Annotated in this window: 18 protein-coding genes; 14 read left to right on the top strand and 4 right to left on the bottom strand. The window is 63.9% G+C overall.

What is annotated here, in order from left to right; all coding sequences use genetic code 11:
• Positions 1-98: 98 nt before the first annotated feature.
• The 5 genes from VGO12_RS04585 to VGO12_RS04605 all read left to right on the top strand — a co-directional run bounded on the left by VGO12_RS04585 (position 99) and on the right by VGO12_RS04605 (position 6,557).
• Positions 99-1,121, top strand: a complete 1,023-nt coding sequence (locus VGO12_RS04585) for an ABC transporter substrate-binding protein (protein WP_327511539.1) — start codon at positions 99-101, stop codon at positions 1,119-1,121.
• 126 nt (positions 1,122-1,247) lie between these two features.
• Complete coding sequence (locus tag VGO12_RS04590; RefSeq protein ID WP_327511540.1) at positions 1,248-2,273, top strand: ABC transporter substrate-binding protein; 1,026 nt, start codon at positions 1,248-1,250, stop codon at positions 2,271-2,273.
• A 133-nt stretch (positions 2,274-2,406) separates the two neighbouring features.
• Entirely contained in the window at positions 2,407-4,641 is a 2,235-nt protein-coding gene (locus VGO12_RS04595; protein WP_327511541.1) for an iron ABC transporter permease, read from the top strand.
• Positions 4,638-5,711 carry an ABC transporter ATP-binding protein gene (locus tag VGO12_RS04600; RefSeq protein ID WP_327511542.1) on the top strand — a complete coding sequence of 358 codons (1,074 nt, stop codon included), beginning with the start codon at positions 4,638-4,640 and terminating at the stop codon, positions 5,709-5,711. Before VGO12_RS04595 ends, VGO12_RS04600 begins: the two co-directional genes overlap by 4 nt.
• Before the next feature lie 33 nt (positions 5,712-5,744).
• Complete coding sequence (locus tag VGO12_RS04605) at positions 5,745-6,557, top strand: inositol monophosphatase family protein (RefSeq protein ID WP_327511543.1); 813 nt, start codon at positions 5,745-5,747, stop codon at positions 6,555-6,557.
• 15 nt (positions 6,558-6,572) lie between these two features.
• Here VGO12_RS04605 and VGO12_RS04610 read toward each other — a convergent pair whose 3' ends face one another.
• Positions 6,573-7,352 carry a slipin family protein gene (locus tag VGO12_RS04610; RefSeq protein WP_327511544.1) on the bottom strand — a complete coding sequence of 260 codons (780 nt, stop codon included), beginning with the start codon at positions 7,350-7,352 and terminating at the stop codon, positions 6,573-6,575.
• Positions 7,353-7,416: 64 nt separating this feature from the next.
• Positions 7,417-8,757 carry an NfeD family protein gene (locus VGO12_RS04615; protein WP_414650676.1) on the bottom strand — a complete coding sequence of 447 codons (1,341 nt, stop codon included), beginning with the start codon at positions 8,755-8,757 and terminating at the stop codon, positions 7,417-7,419.
• Positions 8,758-8,989: 232 nt separating this feature from the next.
• Here VGO12_RS04615 and VGO12_RS04620 point away from each other — a divergent pair, with 232 nt between their 5' ends.
• From VGO12_RS04620 to VGO12_RS04660, 9 genes are all read left to right on the top strand, one after another.
• Positions 8,990-9,679, top strand: a complete 690-nt coding sequence (locus VGO12_RS04620) for a DUF2161 domain-containing phosphodiesterase (RefSeq protein WP_327511546.1) — start codon at positions 8,990-8,992, stop codon at positions 9,677-9,679.
• A gap of 19 nt (positions 9,680-9,698) precedes the next feature.
• Positions 9,699-10,067: a YbaN family protein gene (locus VGO12_RS04625; protein ID WP_327511547.1), complete on the top strand. Its 369-nt coding sequence runs from the start codon at positions 9,699-9,701 to the stop codon at positions 10,065-10,067.
• Positions 10,068-10,511: 444 nt separating this feature from the next.
• Positions 10,512-10,991, top strand: coding sequence for a GNAT family N-acetyltransferase (locus tag VGO12_RS04630; protein ID WP_327511548.1), 480 nt, complete (start codon positions 10,512-10,514; stop codon positions 10,989-10,991).
• Between the two features lie 23 nt (positions 10,992-11,014).
• A complete protein-coding gene (locus VGO12_RS04635; RefSeq protein WP_327511549.1) occupies positions 11,015-12,037 on the top strand; it encodes a glycoside hydrolase family 3 N-terminal domain-containing protein in 1,023 nt (340 codons plus the stop codon).
• Between the two features lie 39 nt (positions 12,038-12,076).
• Positions 12,077-13,726, top strand: a complete 1,650-nt coding sequence (locus VGO12_RS04640) for an ABC transporter substrate-binding protein (RefSeq protein WP_327511550.1) — start codon at positions 12,077-12,079, stop codon at positions 13,724-13,726.
• A 192-nt stretch (positions 13,727-13,918) separates the two neighbouring features.
• Entirely contained in the window at positions 13,919-14,896 is a 978-nt protein-coding gene (locus VGO12_RS04645) for an ABC transporter permease (protein ID WP_327511551.1), read from the top strand.
• A 1-nt stretch (position 14,897) separates the two neighbouring features.
• On the top strand, positions 14,898-15,788 hold the full coding sequence (locus VGO12_RS04650) for an ABC transporter permease (protein WP_327511552.1): 891 nt from the start codon (positions 14,898-14,900) through the stop codon (positions 15,786-15,788).
• Positions 15,785-16,588: an ABC transporter ATP-binding protein gene (locus VGO12_RS04655; protein WP_327511553.1), complete on the top strand. Its 804-nt coding sequence runs from the start codon at positions 15,785-15,787 to the stop codon at positions 16,586-16,588. Before VGO12_RS04650 ends, VGO12_RS04655 begins: the two co-directional genes overlap by 4 nt.
• A complete protein-coding gene (locus VGO12_RS04660) occupies positions 16,585-17,493 on the top strand; it encodes an ABC transporter ATP-binding protein (RefSeq protein WP_327511554.1) in 909 nt (302 codons plus the stop codon). Before VGO12_RS04655 ends, VGO12_RS04660 begins: the two co-directional genes overlap by 4 nt.
• A 117-nt stretch (positions 17,494-17,610) precedes the next feature.
• Here the strand turns inward: VGO12_RS04660 and VGO12_RS04665 are convergent, their stop codons facing one another.
• A complete protein-coding gene (locus VGO12_RS04665; RefSeq protein ID WP_327511555.1) occupies positions 17,611-18,651 on the bottom strand; it encodes a glutamine synthetase beta-grasp domain-containing protein in 1,041 nt (346 codons plus the stop codon).
• A gap of 332 nt (positions 18,652-18,983) precedes the next feature.
• A complete protein-coding gene (locus tag VGO12_RS04670) occupies positions 18,984-20,426 on the bottom strand; it encodes a PLP-dependent aminotransferase family protein (RefSeq protein ID WP_327511556.1) in 1,443 nt (480 codons plus the stop codon).
• Positions 20,427-20,500: the final 74 nt, after the last annotated feature.

The raw sequence follows: 20,500 nt of genomic DNA on the forward strand, positions 1-20,500 counted from the left end.
CTGTAAGAACAGTAACCATTCCCAGGGTTGCGACGAACGGCGAATGTGCGATCCTGACTGCGGAGAATGGGACGGCAGCGTTCCAATGGGAGGACATTGTGAGAGGCATCACCGCGATCGGCGCGGGCGTGGCCCTGTGGCTATGCGCCGCCACATCCGGCGCAACAGCGCCGCAGCTCACCGTGCTGTGCGGTGTCGACGAGGCGTGGTGCGCCACGATGAAGGCCGCTTTCGAGGCGAAATCCGGAATCGAGATCGCCGTCACGCGCAAGAGCAACGGTGACATCCTCACCCAGCTGCGCGCCGAGAAGGCGTCGCCGACCGTCGACGTCTGGTGGGGCGGCACCGGGGACACACACCTTCAGGCCGGTTCCGAAAACCTGCTCGAACCCTACCGGCCGGGACATGAGCGCGACATGCTGCCCTGGGCGCAGAATTTCTTCGCCATTTCCGGCGGCCGTTCGGCCGGCATCTATGCCGGCGCGCTCGGCTTTGCCTATAACGCCGAACTGCTGGCAAAACTGAAACTGCCGGCGCCGACCTGCTGGAAGGACCTTGCCGACAGCGCCTATCGCGGTCGCGTCCGCAGCGGCAATCCGAATTCGTCCGGCACCGCCTTCACCACGCTTGCAACCCTCGTCCAGCTCTTCGGCGAGGACGAGGCCTTCCGTTTCATGGCGGGGCTCAATCGCAACATCGATCAATACACGACCGCGGGCTCGGCGCCGGTCAAGGCGGCGGCGCGCGGCGAGACACTGATCGGCATCTCGTTCATGCATGACGCCGTTACCCAGAAACAGGCGGGATTCCCGCTCGTCATCGTCGCGCCCTGCGAGGGGACCGGCTATGAAATCGGCGCCGTCAGCATCGTCAAGGGCGCGCGTCATCTTGAGGCTGCCAGGAGCTTCGTCGATTTCGCCCTGAGCCCTGAAGGCCAGGGCACGGGGGCTGCGTCCGGCCAGAACCAGGTTCCTTCCAATGCACGGTCGGAGCTGCCGCTTGGCGCGCCGGACATATCAATGATCAAGATGGTTGACTTCGATTTTGCCACCTTCGGCTCGCCGGAGGAGCGAAGTCGGCTGCTCGAAAGGTTCGATGCGGAGATCTCCGCAACGAACTGATCGCTTCGTCCCGGCGATAAGACCGAAAATTCGAACACGTGAACGTGCTGCCCGGCGGGCAGGCCGATGGCCGCGCCGTGTCTCGTTCGCGCCTGATTAAACCAAGGCAACAGGAGGATGCCACCGATGAAGACAACGACCCTTTCCCTCATGCTTTTTGCAGGAACGGCGCTCGCCGCCCTGCCCGCCCAGGCTGCCGGCAGCCTCAATCTCATCTGCTCGGCCGACGTCGTGATCTGCGAGCAGATGACCGGCGACTTCCAGAAGGAGACCGGCATCAAGGTCAACATGGTGCGGCTGTCCTCCGGCGAGACCTACGCCAAGATCCGCGCCGAGGCGCGCAATCCGAAAACCGACATGTGGTGGGGCGGCACCGGCGACCCGCATCTGCAGGCAGCGTCGGACGGCCTGACGCTCGAATACAAGTCGCCGATGCTCGACCAGTTGCAGGATTGGGCGAAGAAACAGGCCGAGGGCTCGGGTTATCGCACCGTCGGCATCTATGCCGGCGCGCTCGGCTGGGGCTACAACACCGAGATCTTCTCGAAAAAGGGGCTCAAGGAACCGAAGTGCTGGGCCGACCTGCTCGACGCATCGCTCAAGGGCGAATTGCAGATGGCCAACCCGAATTCGTCCGGCACCGCCTACACCGCGCTCGCCTCGCTGGTGCAGATCATGGGCGAGGATCAGGCCTTCGACTACCTGAAGAAGCTCAACGGCAACATTTCCCAGTATACCAAGTCTGGCTCCGCACCGGTGAAGGCCGCCGCCCGTGGCGAAGCCGGCCTCGGCATCGTCTTCATGCATGACGCAGTCTCGCAGACCGCCGAAGGCTTCCCGATCAAGGCGATCGCCCCTTGCGAAGGCACCGGCTACGAGATCGGCTCGATGTCGATCGTGCGCGGCGCCAAGAACATCGACAGCGCCAAGACCTGGTACGACTGGGCGCTGAAGCCGGAGGTGCAGTCGCGCATGAAGGACGCCAAGTCGTTCCAGCTTCCCTCCAACAAGTCTGCCGAAGTGCCGAAGGAAGCGCCGCGCTTCGAGGACATCAAGCTGATCGACTACGATTTCGCCACCTTCGGTGATGCCGAGAAGCGCAAGTCGCTGCTGGAGCGCTGGGACCGCGAAGTCGGCACCGCCGCCAACTGATCGAGGAGCGCGCCGGCCGGACACGTGATCCGGCCGGCCGTACCCGATATCGACGTCCGACTGTCGCCCCCGGCCAGAGGCCAGCGCGACTTCACGTCCCATCGTTTTCATTTCAATTCACGCGAGGACCATCATGGAACATCGCAATCGCAGGCTCGACCTGACGCTCGGGCTCGGACTGGCCGCTTTCCTGCTGGTCCCCTGGTATCGCATCGAAGGTGGCTTCTTCAGCCTCGGCTGGCTCGCCGATTTCCCATCTGACCCGGCCGTGGCCCCCGGGCTGGCACAGATCTTCGCCCATGGCCGCATCTGGCTTGGCGTGGCGCTTTTCCTCCTGGCCACCGCAACGGCAGCACGTTTTGTTCGCGACGCGGATCGCCGCGGCCTGGTGCTCGCGATAGCCGGTGCGACCGGCGTCATGTTCCTCGCGTTTCAGGGACTGGCCATCGGTTTTTCCGGCTGGACCTGGACGATCAGCGAGACCCTGTTCGGCCCGCTTTCAGACGGGCAACCGTCAATGGGCGCCGGCGCCGTGCTTGCGGGCCTCACCTTCGTGTTGCTCTTCGCCTTCGGGCTTGCCGAACGTGGCGTGCTCAAGGGTGACGCCTTCATCGTCGCGGCGATTTCCCTGCTCGTCTGCCTCGTCATCGTCTTCGTCTTCTATCCGGTCGGCAGCATGTTTGCCGCTTCCGTCCAGGATTTCGACGGCTCGTTCAAGCCTGATGGCTTCATCCGCAACATCCAGGACGGCTCGATCTGGAGTTTGAGCTGCGTGGTCGGCGAAGGCCGCTGCGGCGTCGCCTGGCGAACCCTGTGGCTGGCGTTGATGACCGCAACCGGCTCGACGCTTCTTGGGCTCGCGTTTGCGCTCGTCGCCACCCGCACGCGCTTTCCCTTCAAGAAGGGCATGCGTCTGCTAACCATCCTGCCGATCATCACGCCCCCCTTCGTCATCGGTCTTGCGCTGACGCTGCTCTTCGGCCGCGCCGGCGTCGTCACCGAGTTTCTTGCAGATACCTTCGGCATCGAGCCGGGACGCTGGCTCTATGGTCTCACCGGCATCTGGATCGCCCAGGTCCTTTCCTTCACACCGATTTCGTTCCTCGTGCTGATCGGCGTCGTCGAGGGCGTCAGCCCCTCGATGGAAGAGGCGTCGCAGACGCTCCGGGCCGATCGCTGGCGCACCTTCTGGACCGTTTCGCTGCCGCTGATGAAGCCCGGCCTCGCCAACGCCTTCCTGATCGGCTTCATCGAAAGCATGGCCGATTTCGGCAACCCGCTGGTGCTCGGCGGCAGCCATGGCGTGCTCTCGACCGAAATCTTCTTTGCCGTCGTCGGCGCCCAGAACGACCCGTCCCGCGCGGCCGTTCTCGCCATCATCCTGCTCTGCTTCACGCTCACGGCCTTCCTTGCCCAGCGCTACTGGCTTGCCGGCAAGAACTATTCGACTGTGACCGGCAAGGGCGACAGCGGCGCGCACAGCGCCTTGCCACGCTCGGTATCGATCGGCGTCCACGCTGTGGTCATCCCCTGGATGATCTTCACCGTCGTCGTCTACGGCATGATCGTCTTCGGCGGCTTCGTGAAGACCTGGGGCCTCGACCACTCGCTGACGCTCGAGCACTATGCCAAGGCATTCTCGATCTCGGTCGTCGACGGCGCGATCGCCTGGACCGGCGTTGCCTGGAATTCCTTCTGGACGACCATGGAGATCTCGCTCATCGCCGCACCGCTGACAGCGCTTGTCGGGCTGCTGACGGCCTATCTGATCGTGCGCCAGCGCTTTGCCGGCCGCGACGTCTTCGAGTTCGCGCTGATGCTGAGCTTCGCCATTCCCGGCACGGTCATCGGCATCAGCTACATCATCGCCTTCAACCTGCCGCCGCTCGAAATGACCGGTACGGCGCTGATCCTGATCGCCTGCTTCGTGTTCCGCAACATGCCGGTCGGAGTGCGCGGCGGCATCGCGGCGATGAGCCAGCTCGACAAGAGCCTCGACGAGGCGTCGCTGACGCTTCGGGCGACCAGCTTCCGTACGTTGCGCAAGGTCATCCTGCCCTTGCTGCGGCCGGCGATCGTCGCAGCACTCGTCTACTCGTTCGTGCGGGCAATCACCTCGATCAGCGCCGTCGTCTTCCTCGTCAGCGCCGAATACAACATGGCCACCGCCTACATCGTCGGCCTTGTCGAGAACGGCGAATTCGGGGTGGCAATTGCCTACTCTTCCGCCCTCATCCTCGTGATGATCACCGTCATCACCGGCCTGCAACTCCTTGTCGGCGAACGCAAGCTGAGGCGGGAGAACCGCGTCCTTAGCGCCGCACCCGCCCGCCCGGCCGCCACCCTTTCCCAGGAGAAAACCGCATGAGCACCCCCAAGAGCACCCCGCGCACCGGCTCGGTCGTTTTCCAGAACGTGCGCAAGCAGTTCGGCGCCTTCACCGCGATCCACGACCTGTCGCTCACCATCGAACCGGGCACGCTGGTCACGCTGCTCGGGCCTTCCGGCTGCGGCAAGACCACGACCCTGCGCATGCTGGCCGGGCTCGAGCACCCGTCATCCGGCCGGATCCTGATCGGCGGCAAGGACGTGACGATGCTGCCGGCCAACGAGCGCGACGTGTCGATGGTCTTCCAGTCCTATGCGCTGTTCCCGCACATGTCGGCGCTCGACAATGTCGCCTATGGCCTGGAATCCTCGGGCATCAGGAAGAAGGAAGCGCGCGAGCGCGCCGAGGAGGGACTGCAGCTTGTCGGCCTTGGCGGCCTCGGCCAGCGTCTGCCGGCAGAGCTTTCCGGCGGCCAGCAGCAACGGGTCGCGGTTGCCCGCGCGCTTGTTCTCGAGCCGCAGGTGCTGCTGCTGGACGAACCGCTGTCGAACCTCGACGCGCGCCTGCGCCGCAAGGTGCGCACCGAAATCCGCGAGTTGCAGCAGCGGCTCGGTTTTACCGCCGTCTATGTCACCCACGACCAGGACGAGGCGCTTGCGGTGTCCGACCGGATCATCGTGATGAAGGATGGCGTGATCGCCCAGGAAGGTGCACCGCGCGAGCTCTACGAGACGCCCGCATCCACCTTCATCGCCGACTTCATGGGCGAGGCCAATGTGCTGCCCTGCGAGGTCACGGCAGCCGAGGCCGGTCAGGCCACCATCCGCATCGGCGGGCTCGAGCACCGCCTGGCGTCGGGCAACACCCGCCCCGGCCCGGCCAAGCTCGCGGTGCGGCCGAACGCCGTCACCCTGACGCCTGCCAAGGGTGCAGCCCTTGCCGGGACCATCAGCAGCGCCGCCTATCTTGGTGGCCATGTTGAATATGAGGTCGAGACGCCGGCGGGCCTGCTGTTTGTCGTCGATCAGGCGGTCGACAACATGCTATCTCCGGCAACCGAGGTCGCGATCGGTTTTCGCAACCGCGGCCTTGCTTTGATTGACGCGTGAATTTTCAATCTGGATTGAAAGAAGGACTGTTGCATGACTTCTGAAGTTCCCGGTCTCGACGCCCGGTTCGCGCTTGCCAAGTCCATGGCCGAGGAGGCCGGACAGCTCGCCTATGATTACTTCCTGAAGAGGGAAACGCTTGTTATCGAAACCAAGCGCGACGCCCACGACGTGGTCTCGATCGCCGACAGAAACGTCGAGACCCTGATCCGCGACAGGATCGCGGCTGCGTTCCCTGACGATGGCGTGCTCGGCGAAGAGCATGGTCTTGTCGCGGGAACATCGGGCTTTACATGGGTGCTCGATCCGATCGACGGCACCACGCCTTTCGTCAACGGCATGCCGAACTGGTGCGTCTCCATCGCGGCCGTATATGCCGAAAGGCCCGTGATCGGCGTCATCCACGCGCCGTGCCACCAAGAAACCTACGCCGCCGCAGAGGGCCGGGGCGCGACGCTCAACGGCCAGCCGCTTCGCCTCGACGGGTCGCGCACGATCCGCAATGCCGTCACAGGGCTCGGCTCCAACGACCAGGTGAAGCCCGCAGAAATGGGCGCCATCGTCGAGCGCTTGCTGGCAGCGGGCGGCAACTTCATGCGCAATGGTTCCGGCGCGCTGATGATCGCCTATGTCGCGGCCGGACGCCTCGTCGGCTACTATGAGCCCTACATGCATGCCTGGGATTGCCTCGGCGGCTATTGCCTTGTGACCGAGGCCGGCGGCTGGACGCTGCCCTTCCCGGCCCGCGGCGATGCGCTCACCGATTGGGCGCCCGTGGTCGCTGCAGCCCCCGGCGCGGTCGACGACCTGCTGAAGGTCGCCGAACTGCAGAAGGCGGCAGCCTGATCGAAGCCCGCATGCTCACGGTTGCCCCGTGGGCTTGTCGGCCTTGAAACCCAGGAGCCCGCCAAGCTCCATCGGGAACGGGAAGACGATGGTCGAGTTCTTCTCGCCGGCAATGACGTTGAGCGTGCTCAAGTAGCGCAACTGCATCGCCTGAGGCTGCCGGGACAGGATTTCGGCGGCCTCGAGCAGTTTGGCGGCCGCCTGCTGCTCGCCCTCGGCATTGATCACCTTGGCGCGGCGTTCGCGCTCGGCCTCCGCCTGGCGGGCAATGGCGCGCACCATGCTCTCGTTGATGTCGACATGCTTGATCTCGACCGTCGCCACCTTGATGCCCCAAGCATCCGTCTGGCTGTCGAGGATCCTCTGGATGTCCTCGTTCAGCCGGTCGCGCTCCGCCAGCATCTCGTCGAGGTCGTGTTTGCCGAGCACGGAGCGCAACGTCGTTTGCGCCAGCTGGCTGGTCGCCATCATGAAGTCTTCCACCTGGATGGTCGATTTCTCGGCGTCGATCACCCGGAAATAGATGACGGCGCTGACCCGCACCGAAACGTTGTCGTGGGAAATGACGTCCTGGCTCGGCACATCCAGGACCCGGGTCCTGAGATCGACCCGCACCATCTGCTGCACATAGGGCACCAGCAGGATCAGCCCCGGCCCCTTGACGCCGGTGAAGCGACCGAGCGTGAAGACGACGCCGCGCTCGTATTCGCGCAGGATCCGGATCGAATAGGCGATGACGAGAACGGCCAGCACCAGCAACGCGGCAAGGGGAGCGAGGCTCCCGAACATGTCCATGACCCTTCCTCCATTCCGGGCACAGACACGCGTGCCCTGAGAGACCCTGCGGCGCGCCAGGCGTTCACGGCCTGCTGCGCACCACTTCGAGCGTCAGCCCGGTGCGCCCGACCACCCTGACATCCTCGCCGTTCGACAGCGGCTCGCCGCTGACCGCCTGCCAGCGCTCGCCGTGCGCGATGACGTAACCGTCCGATCCCGTCCAACTTTCGACCTTGCCGGCGATGCCGATCATCTGCTCGCTCCCTGTCACCACCGTGTGCCGGCGCGAGAGGACGGCAAGCCGCGCGACAAGCAGGCTGAAGGCGAGGCTGGCAAGGCCGAGGACCGTCAGCACTGCCCAGGAAACCTGGAGACCCGGCGTACCGGTGTCGAAGAGGATCGCGGCACCCAGCACCAGCGCGACACTACCGCCGGCGCCCAGCACGCCGAACGACGGGGAATGCGCTTCGGCCACCATGAGGCCAATGCCGAGCAGGATCAGCCCAGCGCCGGCGAAGCTTACCGGCAGCACCGAAAGCGCGTAGAGCCCAAGCAGCAGGCTGATGCCGCCAATGGTCCCGGGCGCGACCGATCCGGGCGACAGAAACTCGAAGATGATCCCGTAGATGCCGACCATCATCAGGATCACTGCAATATTGGGATCGGTGATCACCGACAGCAGCCGTGTCCGCCAGTCCGGCAGGAACGCTTCGACAGCGAGCCCGGTCGTATCAAGTACAGTCTGCGTCTGTCCCACCCGCACCGTCCTGCCGTTTGCCTGTTTCAGGAGATCGTCGATGCCGGTGGCGATAAAATCGACGACCTTCTCGCGCACGGCCGCCTCTGCCGAAAGGCTTGCGGCCTCGCGCACCGCGCGCTCGGCCCAGTCGGCATTGCGCCCCCTGAGTTCGGCAAGTCCGCGGATATAGGCAACGGCATCATTGACCAGTTTTGCTTCGGCGGTGTCCTGCGGCTGGGCCTGCTTGGCGCCGGGCGGTTCGCTGTCCTTGCCGCTGCCAGCATCCTTTCCCTGCCCGAACAGATCGCCGCCGATGGCGATCGGCGTCGCGGCCCCGAGATTGGTGCCCGGCGCCATGGCGGCGATGTGACTGGCATAGAGGATATAGGTGCCGGCGCTCGCCGCCCGCGCGCCGGCCGGCGCGACATAGCTTGCAACAGGCACCGGTGAGGCGAGAACGGCGCGAATGATCTCGCGCATCGAACTGTCGAGACCGCCGGGCGTATCGATCTGAAGCACGACCAGCGGCAGCCGCCGCACGGCCGCTCGTTCCAGACCGCGCAGCACATATTCGGCCGTCGCCGGACCGATAGCGCCATCCACATGGAGAACCAACGCAAACCGATCGTTTTCGGCCTGCGGCGCAGCGGGAAACGCGAATGGGAAGATCAGAGCGATCAACATCGTGAGGTAACGCAACATCCGTCGTCAAAACCTCGCACGCAGACGCCCTCAGGGAAGACGCCTTTTGCAATTATGATAGCACGTCACAAGGTTAGGGCGAAGCGTAGCTGCTATCGTTCGGTCTTCGCGCCCGTCCTCTGCCCGCCCCCGCTGGCGTGATGACAAGTCCGACAATCGAGGCTATCTGCTAGTCTGCACTCCCCTATTTTCGACCAGAGCAGGATTCCCGGGTTTGGAGACGACCCTTTACCAGCCGATCAAGCAGTTCCTCGAAACCCGCGGCTACAACGTCAAGGGCGAGATCGGCGGTTGCGACATCGTCGCGCTCAGCGATGACGAGCCACCGCTCGTCGTCATCTGTGAGCTGAAGCTCAGCTTCAACCTCGAACTCGTGCTTCAGGCCGTAGAGCGCGCGGCGTCGGGCGACGAAGTCTGGATCGCCGCCCGGGTCTCGGCCAAGGGCAAGGGCCGCGAAAGCGACCGCCGGTTCCGCGACCTCTGTCGCCGGCTCGGTTTCGGCATGCTTTCGGTTGCCGACAACGGCACGGTCGACGTCATTCTCGCCGCGTCTGCGGTGATGCCGCGCAAGAACAACAAGAAACGGGCGCGGCTGATCAACGAACACCGCCGCCGCAAGGGCGACCCGACGAAGGGCGGCGCCACGCGCTCGCCGATCATGACCGCCTACCGCCAGCAGGCGCTCGCCTGCGCGGCAGCCTTGCAGGGCGGCCAACAACGCCCGCGCGATCTGCGCGCTGCCGCGCCGGATGCCCCAAAAATCCTGCAGAGCAATGTCTACGGCTGGTTCGAGCGGATCGATCGAGGCGTCTATGCCCTGACAGAGGCTGGGCTGGAGGCACTCCGTCGCTGGCCGCCGAGCGTTCCCGAACCGGCACCGGTCGGCGAAACATCCGAAGCATGAGCTGGCAGGGAGGCCCCGCATGAACCCAGCTCTTCGCCTCCTCTACCTCGGCCTTGCCTGGCTGATGGTCGGCCTCGGCGTGGTCGGCGCTTTCCTTCCGATCCTTCCGACGACCCCCTTTCTGCTGCTCGCGGCCGGGCTTTTCGCCCGGGCATCGCCCAGGCTGGAGCAATGGTTGCTCAATCACCGCGTTTTCGGGGCTTCGCTCCGGCTCTGGCGCGAAAAAGGCGCGATTTCCAGGCGCGCCAAGACCACGGCGGTGAGCCTGATGGCCGCAAGCTTCGCATTGTTTTGTTATTTCGGCAGCCCCAGCCCGTTGCTCGCTGCAAGCGTGGCCATCGCGATGGTTCTTCCTGCCCTGTTCATCCTGACCCGACCGGCCGAGTAGCCGTCGACGCCGTTGTCGGCAACCTCATGCCCGGTTTGCACCGGGCATTCACGACATTCCGGCCAGGGGCCGCAATGTCGTTTTTCAGTATAATTGAATATTGCCAAGCCCCCACTCGGTCGCCGAAGAATTTTAACACTTCATACTTTTGTAAACTCAAATACGCACCGAACAACTCAAGAACAGATTTGTACAAAAGCGCAATCGCCGCATCGAAATAATTGCACAAGCCTTTTGATGACGCGCATCGCGCGAGACGATACCGATCCAGCGCCAGGCCGGCAGCTCTTGTTGGAACGTTTCATCGCACGACAGCTGCGACATGAAACACGGGGGACGCGTCGGCTTTCCGACATTTGTCGATTGACAAGAGGCGCAGGATGGCTCCATCTATTGCATTACAAAGGCAGCAATTCCTTAATAAAGGAATATGTGGAGGAGCATATGCCTGACATGCTGGTGAGCTTGTACGCGCCGATCCTCGGCGAACTCAAGCGTAGAACCGAAACCGACAAGGTGAGCATACGGCCCGCCTTGCCGCCGGAAATGGGCCTGGTCGTTGATTGGGTGCGGGAGAATTTCAGCGAGAACTGGGCAAGCGAGGTGACCGTTGCGTTTACGCGTCGGCCGGTCGCCTGCCTGATCGCCGTCGACGATGGCAAACTCGTCGGCTTTGCCTGCTATGACACGACCGCACCGGGCTTCTTTGGTCCGACCGGCGTCGACAACGCCAGCCGCGGCAAGGGCATCGGCGTTGCCCTGCTATCCGGCTGCCTCGACACGATGAAGACGCTTGGCCACGCCTATGCCTTCATCGGCGATGCCGGCCCGGTCGATTTCTACGCAAAGACCGTCGGCGCTGTCGCCATCCCTGCCCCTGACAAGGGGATCTACCAGGGCATGCTGCGTCGCCCTTCCAAATAATTCCAAGATATCGGAGCCTCCCAATGTCCTCGACCCCGCTTGCCCTCTTTGTCGGCATTCCCAATCCTACGCTTTCCGACGACGAGTTCGCGCTCTTCCGCGAGACCAATCCGTTCGGCCTGTTCGTCGGCCGCCGCAACCAACGCGAGCCCGAACAGACAAGGGTGCTGATCGAACGCTTCCGCGAAGCCGTCGGCCGTGAGGACGCGCCCGTCTTCACCGACCAGGAAGGTGGCCGCGTCCAGCATCTGGATGCCGGCCCGTGGCCGCTCTTCCGCTCCTTCGGCGAATTCGCCGAACTCGCGCGCCACGACTTTGCGCTCGGCAAGAAGGCGCTGCGTCTGTCCAGCCAGGCCATGGGCACGATGATGAGCGAGCTCGGCCTGACGAGCGGCTGCTCGCCGGTGCTCGACCTCGTCTTTTCGACCACCAGCTCTGTGATCGGCGCGCGCTCCTTCGGCGCTGACCCGGATTTCATCGCCGCCCTTGGCCGTGAAGTGGTCGATGGCCTGCTTGAGACCGGCAACATGCCTGTCATGAAACACATTCCGGGCCATGGCCGCGCCACGCTCGATTCGCACAAGGAGCGACCGGTGGTCGACGCCTCGCGCGAACTGCTGACATCCACGGACTTCAAGCCGTTCGTGGCGCTGCGCGACACGCCCTGGGCCATGGTCGCGCACGTCGTCTACTCGGCGTTCGACAAGGAGCTGCCGGCGTCGATCTCGCCGGTCATGCACGACGTGATCCGCAACAACATGGGTTATGACGGCGTGCTCGTCTCCGACTGCATCTTCATGGAATCGCTGCGCGGCACCCTGCCGGAACGCGTCCGCCAGGTGCTCGATGCCGGTTCCGACATTGCGCTCCACAGCCACGGCACGCTCGCGGAAAGTGAAGCGGCCGCCAAGGCGGCAAGGCCGCTGACCGAAGCCGCACTGAAGCGCATCGCGGCCGGCAAGGCGCGCCTCGGCACGCTGAAGGTCGACGTCCGCCAAGCCCATGCCGAAGTCGAGGACATTTTCAACAGCGCCCTCGTCGCCTGATCCCGCAAGAAATCCTACGATCAAAAAAGGGGAACTACCGTGAAGAAATCCATTCTGGGCGCAGCCACCGCGCTCGCCCTCATCGCCGGCCCGGCCGCGGCACAGACCGTGCTGACGGCCAATATCGAGCCGGCGACCACCTGGGTGCGCAACTTCAACCCGTTCAACCAGACCTCGGCGCGCCAGAGCACCCTCGATTTCATCTACGAGCCGCTGGTCGTCTTCAACCGCTTCGACGGCAACAAGCCGGCCTTCCGGCTTGCCGAAAGCTTCAAGCTTGCGGACGACCTGAAGTCGATCGAGTTCAAGCTTCGCCCGAACCTGAAGTGGTCGGACGGCAAGCCGCTGACGGCTGAAGACGTCAAGTTCACCTATGACTACCTGAAGAAGTTCCCGGCACTCGACTTCGTCAGCATCTGGACCTTCATCACCGGCGTCGAAGCCGTTGATGCCCAGACCGTCCGCTTCACGCTCGCCAACCCCAGCTCGCTTGCCGGCGAACAGCTGGCGCAGCTGCCGATCGTGCCCGAGCACGTCTGGAAGGACATCGCCGAGCCGGTGACCTTCGCCAACGAGACGCCCGTCGGCAGCGGTCCGCTGACCGAAATTCCGCGTTTCACCGGCCAGACCTATGACCAGTGCCGCAACCCCCATTACTGGGATGCCGCGACGCTGAAGGTCGACTGCGTGCGCTTCCCGCAGCTTGCCGACAACAACCAGATCCTGACGGCAACGGCGTCGGGCACCCTTGACTGGGGCGTCTCCTTCATCCCGGATATCGAGAACGTCTATGTCGCCAAGGACCCGGAGCACTTCCACTTCTGGTACTCGCCAAGCAGCATGGTCGCCTTCCTGTTCAACCAGGAAACCGCCAACGAAAACAACCGCAAGGCCTTCAACGACGTGAAGTTCCGCCGCGCCGCCTCAATGGCGCTCGATCGCGGCACCATGGTCGACGTCGCCGGCTACGGCTACCCGACGCTCAACGAGGACCCCGCCGGCATGGGCGAGCTCTACAAGAGCTGGGCCGATCCGTCGGTTGCCGCCGATTTCGGCAAATACGGCAAATTCGATGCCGATGCCGCCAAGGCGCTGCTCGACGAGGCAGGCTATGCCGACAAGGACGGCGACGGCTTCCGCGACAACCCCGATGGCACCAAGATTGCGTTTTCGATCATCGTCCCGAGCTCCTGGACCGACTGGATCGACACCGTGACGATCGCGGTCGAGGGCCTGCAGGCCGTCGGCCTCGATGCCAAGATCGAGACGCCGGAAGAGGCTGTCTGGACCGGAAACCTGATCAACGGCACCTTTGACGCGGCGATCAACAGCCTGCCGGCGTCGGCCTCGCCCTACTACCCCTACAAGCGCGCCTTCAGCTCGAGCGACAAGGGCAAGACCCGCTTCACCTCGCAGCGCTGGTTCAACCCGGACGTCGAGGCTCTGTTGACGGAGTTCACCCAGACGGCTGACCCGGCCAAGCAGAAGGAAGCTATGAACAAGGCCCAGCGCATCGTCGCCGAGAACATGCCCATGATGCCGGTGTTCAACAACCCGAACTGGTACCAGTACAACACCAAGCGCTTCAAGGGCTGGGCGACGGCGGAAAACCCCTTCGTCAACCCGTCGATCACCCGCAACAACCCGGCGCGTCTCTTGCACCTCTTGGCGCTTGAGCCGGTGAAGTAAGCCGATCTGAGATCGCGGCGCTCTCACGGACGATGTTCCTCGGGGGCGCCTCATCTCGATCCGGCCCATAGTGGCGGGCGGCCTTCGTCCGCCACACGGTCGTCCCGGAGCTTGCCCCTAAGGACGATCTGCCACGAAGACAGCCCTGCCGCCTGACGCCACACGCGGCGGCCGCAGTCGATGGAGTTCCCTATGGCCTTTCTGCTACGCCGCCTGTGTTTCTACCTGGCGGCCTTCGTCGCGGCGGCGACGATCAACTTTTTCCTGCCGCGGCTGATGCCCGGTGATCCGGTGCAGATCATGTTTTCGAGCGCCGGCGCGGAGCTGCCGCCCGAAAGCCTGCAGGCCCTGAAACTCACCTTCGGCTTCGTCGACGGGCCGCTCTGGCAGCAGTACCTCACCTATCTCGGCAGCATCTTCAGCGGCGACCTCGGCCGTTCCATCAAGTATTTCCCACTGCCGGTGACCACCGTTCTCGGCAACGCACTCGTCTGGACCGTCGGCCTGATGGGAACCGCCACCATCGTCAGCTTCGCCCTCGGCACCTTCCTCGGCATTCTCGCGGCCTGGCGCCGTGGCAGCTTGTTCGACGTCATCGTTTCCGTCGGCGCGATCTTCGCGACCTCGGTACCGGCCGTCGTCACTTCGCTGATCGTCGTCTTCACCTTCGGCTTCACGCTTGGCTGGTTTCCGACCGGCTATGCCGCCGATCCGGCGCTCGATCCTGCCTTCACGTTCGAATATATCGGCAGCGTCCTCTACCACGGCATCCTGCCGATGCTGACGCTCTGCGCCGTTCTGACCGGCGGCTTCGCCGTGACCATGCGCAACAACATGATCAACCTGCTCGGCGAGGACTACATCGTCATGGCCCGCGCCAAGGGGCTCTCCGACACCCGCGTGATGATCTGGTATGCGGCGCGCAACGCCCTGCTGCCGACTGTGTCGAGCCTTGCGATCGCCATCGGCACGGTGCTTGGCGGCTCGCTGGTGACCGAGGTGGTGTTCAATTATCCCGGCCTCGGCAACATCCTCTACCAGGCGATCCTCGCCCGCGATTACCCCGTCATCCAGGGACAGCTCTTGATCATGACCGCCACCATGCTCATTGCCAACTTCATCGTCGACGTCAGCTACGTGCTGCTCGACCCACGACTGAAGAGGGCGTGATATGAAGACCTCCTCCTTCCCGCTCATCCACAACCGCAAGGCCATGGTCGGCGCACTGATCGTCGCCTTCATCTTGGCTGTCGCGATCGCAGCCCCTCTGCTAACCTCCTATGACCCGGGCGCCCGCGTCGGACGGCCGCATCAGTCGCCGTCACTCGAACACTGGCTCGGTACCACCCGTATCGGCCAGGACGTCTTCGCACGCCTCGTCTACGGCGCCCGCACGTCGCTGGCCGTCGGCTTCGGCGCCGGGCTTCTGATCACCATTGTCGGCACGGCGCTCGGCATCATCGCCGGCTATCGCGGCGGCAAGATCGACGAGGTCATCAGCTTCTTCACCAACATGGTGCTCGTCGTGCCGAACCTGCCGCTGCTGCTCGTGCTCGCCGCCTTCATCGGCCAGGCAAGCCCGTGGGTCATCGCGCTCATTCTCGGCTGCACCTCCTGGGCCTGGGGCGCCCGCGTCACCCGCGCCGAGACGCTGTCGGTGAAGCAGAAGGACTATGTGAAATCGGCCGAGATGATGGGCGAGCCACGCTGGCGGATCATGACCTTCGAGATTTTCCCCAATCTGATCTCGATCGTCGGCATCAACTTCATCGGCAGCGTGATCTTCGCGATCATCACCCAGGCAACGCTCGAGTTCCTCGGCCTCGGTGATCCCAAGGTCGTCTCCTGGGGCACCATGCTCTATGGTGCGCAAAAGGCGTCCGCGCTTTCGGTCGGCGCCTGGTGGGACATCCTGACGCCGTGCTTCGCGCTCGCCTTCCTCGGCATCGGCCTGTCGCTGCTCAACTTCGCCGTTGACGAAATCGCCAATCCGCGGCTGCGCACCGGCAACCGGCTCGGCCGCTGGCAGTCTCTCATCCGTTCCGGGGAGGGCCGCCTGTGACCGCGCCTCTGCTTTCCGTCAAGAACCTCACGATCGACTATATCGGCGAAACCGACGACTTCCGCGCCGTCGACAATGTCAGCTTCGATGTTGCTCCCGGCGAAGTCTTCGGCCTTGCCGGCGAGAGCGGCTGCGGCAAGAGCACCATCGCCTTTGCCATCAGTCGGCTGCACAAGCCGCCGGCACTGATCCGCAAGGAAAGCGCCATCCTGCTCGATGGCCGCAACGTGCTCGACCTCGACCAGAAGGGCCTTGCCGACTTCCGTTGGCGCGAAGTGGCGATGGTCTTCCAGAGCGCGATGAACTCGCTCAATCCTGTGCTGCGCATCGAGCAGCAGTTCTACGACGTGCTCAAGACGCACAAGGGCATGAGAAGGGCAGCGGCGCGCGACCGGACTGCCGAAATGCTCAGGCTCGTCGACATTTCGCCGGACCGCATGCGCGACTATCCGCACCAGTTCTCCGGCGGCATGCGCCAGCGTATCGTCATCGCCATCTGCCTGGCGCTCGATCCGCGCCTGATCGTCATGGACGAGCCGACGACCGCGCTCGACGTCGTCGTTCAGCGCGAAATCCTGCAGCGGATCAACGAACTTCGGCGCAAGCTCGGCTTCGCCGTGCTCTTCATCACCCATGACCTCGGGCTGATGGTGCAGTTCTGCGACCGCATCGGTATCATGCTCGGCGGCAAGCTGGTCGAACAGGGCAGCGCCGACGCCATCTACCGGACACCCGAGCACGACTATACCAAGAAGCTCTGGGCCTCCTTCCCCTCGCTGCATGGAGGCGTCCTTCGATGACCAGCACATCCGCACCCATTCTGACCCTGGACAAGGTCAGCAAGACCTTCGGCAATGGTCCGGGCGCCGTGCGCGCGGCGCGCGCCATCTCCTTCTCGCTCCATGCCGGACGGGCACTGGCGGTCGTCGGCGAATCCGGCAGCGGCAAGACCACCTGCGCCCGCATCGCCATGCGCGAATACGAGCCGAGCGAAGGGCGGCTGCTCTACAAGGGCAAGCCCGTCGATAAGGCGGGAGCAAAAGAGATCGCCGATTATCGCCGTTCGGTGCAGATGATCTTCCAGGATCCCTTCGCCTCACTCAACCCGGCCCACACGATCGCCTACCACCTGAAGCGTCCGCTGATGCTGCATCGCCCGGAACTGAAGGGTGCCGCCGTCGCCGAGGAGATCAAGGCGCTGCTGCGACAGGTGAAGCTCGATCCCGACATGATCGCGCCGAGATATCCGCATGAGCTTTCGGGTGGCCAGCGCCAGCGCGTCAACATTGCCCGGGCGCTCGCGGCCAAGCCCGAAGTCATCGTCGCCGACGAACCGACGTCGATGCTCGACGTCTCCGTCCGGCTCGGCGTGCTCAATCTCTTGAGCGAAATGAAGCAGGAGATGAACCTCGGCCTCCTCTACATCACCCACGATATCGCGACCGCCCGCTACGTGGCCGAGGATATCGCCGTGATGTATGCCGGCCAGATTGTCGAATGGGGCAACACCGGCAAGGTCATCGACAACCCCGCCCACCCCTACACCAGGCTGCTGCTGTCGGCCGTGCCCGACCCGGACATCCGCTTCGACGATCCGAACGCCCAGGTCAGCGCCACGGAAGCCGACGAAACGCGCCGCCGTTCGGCCGCGGATCAGGCGACGATCCGCGAGATCGAGCCCGATCACTTCGTACGCACTGCCTGAGCAGGTCTTCCGACAACAAAAAACGCCCCGCAAGCCGCGGGGCGTTTTTTGTTGGGCGCGAAAAGCGCAACCCCGTCGATTTCGGCCCGGCGCCCTCGTGAACGCCGGGCCAGAAAATCAGGCGGCTTCGCGCTTTTCGACGTCGGTCGGGACCGTCGAGATCGTCTTCAGGATCTGGGAAGCGATCTGGTAGGGGTCGCCCTTGGAGTTCGGGCGGCGATCTTCGAGGTAACCCTTGTAGTCGTTGTTGACGAAGCTGTGCGGAACGCGAATCGAGGCGCCGCGGTCAGCAACACCGTAGCTGAACTGGTGGATCGAAGCGGTTTCGTGCTTGCCGGTCAGGCGCATGTGGTTGTCAGGGCCATAGACGGCGATGTGATCGGCGCGGGCTTCGGCGAAAGCCGCCATCAGGTCTTCGAAGTATGCCTTGCCGCCGACTTCGCGCATGTAGGCGGTCGAGAAGTTGGCGTGCATGCCCGAACCGTTCCAGTCGGTGTCGCCGAGCGGCTTGCAGTGGTATTCAACGTCGATGCCGTATTTTTCCGTCAGGCGCTGCAGGAGGTAGCGGGCGAGCCAGATTTCGTCGGCGGCCTTGCGCGAACCCTTGCCGAAGACCTGGAATTCCCACTGGCCCTTGGCAACCTCGGCGTTGATGCCTTCATGGTTGATGCCGGCAGCCAGGCAGATATCGAGGTGCTCTTCGACGATCTTGCGAGCCACGTCGCCGACATTGCTGAAGCCGACGCCGCAGTAATACGGGCCCTGCGGTGCCGGGTAGCCGGCATCCGGGAAACCGAGCGGGCGGCCGTTCTGATAGAAGAAGTACTCCTGCTCGAAGCCGAACCAGGCGCCGTCGTCTTCGAGGATCGAAGCGCGGGTGTTCGACGGATGCGGCGTCTTGGCGTCCGGCATCATGACTTCGCAAAGCACGAGCACGCCGTTCTTGCGCTCCGGATCCGGATAGGCGGCAACAGGCTTCAGCACACAGTCGGAGCTGCTGCCTTCGGCCTGCAGCGTCGAGGAACCGTCAAAGCCCCAGAACGGCAGCTGCTCGAGCGTCGGGAAAGCCTCGAATTCCTTGACCAGGGTCTTGCCGCGCAGGTTCGGGGTGGGCTTGTAACCGTCGAGCCAGATGTATTCGAGCTTAAACTTTGTCATTTCGTTCTCTCACTTGACGCCAGGAATGGCATGGTTCCGAAGCGGCTGGGCAAACCAGAGCGGCGTGCCCGACGACCGTTGCCTGTTAACAAGCATTAATCGTGCCAAGTCGGATTCAGCGCCAGATTCCCGAGAAAATTGCCTTTGGCAGCATTTAAGAGCCCCGGAGAACGAGCCGGCAGCGCAAGGAAGAAGCGGTCTGCATAAAAAACAGGCAAAACCTGCCTCGCTGCGCGGCAAAACGAATTGGCAGGGCTGCGATCGAGGGCCCCTCCCCGGCGATCGGCCGAGACTGCCTGTAAAACGAGCATCGCATGCGGTACGCCGCCTGTTCAGTCCGATCGCGCCGCTGCGCATTGGCGCATGATCTGCGGCAGAACCTTGAAGAGACGCTCATCCTCGCATTGGGAGACGTTGAAGCGCATGAAGCCGTTGGCGGTGCCGGCATGGGAGAACACGTTGCCGGGCGCCAGAACGATCTCCTGCTGGAGCGCCCTTTGCGCCACGTCGGCCGCATCGACACCCTCGGGCAAGCGGCACCAGAGAAACATCCCAGCCTGCGGCTCGATCCACGGCCTGATGCCGATATCGCCGAGCCGTGCCGCCTTCTCGCTCACGGCGCGCGCCAGACGCTGGCGCAACGCCTCCACATGCTTGCGATAGCTGCCATCCTTGAGCATCGCGAAGACCAGTTCCGCCGCAAGGCCTGGCCCGCCGAAGGTCGTGGCGATCTTCAGGTCGACAAGCCCTTCGACCCAATCCTTAGGCGCAGCAATGAAGCCGCAGCGCATCGATGCCGAAAGGGTCTTTGAGAAGCTGCCGATCTGCACGACACGGTCGAGCCCGTCGAAGGCAGCGAGCCGCGGCGCCGGCGCATGCTCGAAATCGGCGAAGATATCGTCCTCGACAATCGTCAGCCCGGCCTGCTCGGTTAGTTTGAGCAACCGATGGGCAACGACGGGCGAAAGCGTGGCGCCGGTCGGATTGTGGACCGCGGAATTGGTGATGTAGAGCCGCGGCCGATGCGTCGCCAGAACCTCGGCGAATTTCTCGAGATCGGGCCCTGACGAGGTGTAGGGCACGCTCACCACGTCGGCCCTATGGGCGCGCAGCAGTGCATGGAAGTTGAAATAGCAGGGATCGTCGACCACGACCGTATCGCCAGGTTCGAGCAGGAAGCGGCACAGAAGGTCGATCGCCTGCGTTCCCGAATCCGTCAGGATGATCTGATCGGGCGTCGCCTCGACGCCATGCTCGCCGAGACGTCGCGACAAAAGCTGACGCAGCGGCCGATGGCCGAGCGGCGTTCCGTAGTCCGTCAGCCCGTTCGCCTCCAGCTTGGTCGCAGCCTTGAGCGCGCGGCGGATTGCCGTTTCCGGCATCCAGTCCGCGGGCAACCAGCCACAGCCCGGCTTCAGCACGGTGTCGCCCGTTTCCAGCGCCTGGCGCGACACCCAGAGCGGATCGACGGCCCGGTCGAGCCGCGGGCCGATCTCGGCCAGCGACAGGGGCGCAAGCGGCGCGGCGACAAAGAAGCCGGCGCCGGGTTTCGAACGGATGACGCCTTCGGCTACCAGCCGCTCATAGGCTTCGACGACGGTTGATTTTGAAACCCGCATCGTCTTGGCGAAGGCACGGATGGACGGAAGCTTGGCGCCGGGCGTGAGAACACGCCCCGAGATCCGCTGCCGGATCGTCGCCATTACACCTTCGAGCAGCGTTTCGCTGCCGATCCCAAGCGCCTGCACCGTCATCCGTACTGCCCGAACATCCATTACAGTTTTGAGAAACTGTATCGCATTGTCTCTGGCAAGACCACCCTCTCCCGGCCGATACAGACGAAAAAGGA

The organism is Ensifer sp. (assembly GCF_035999135.1).
GTDB lineage: Bacteria > Pseudomonadota > Alphaproteobacteria > Rhizobiales > Rhizobiaceae > Ensifer.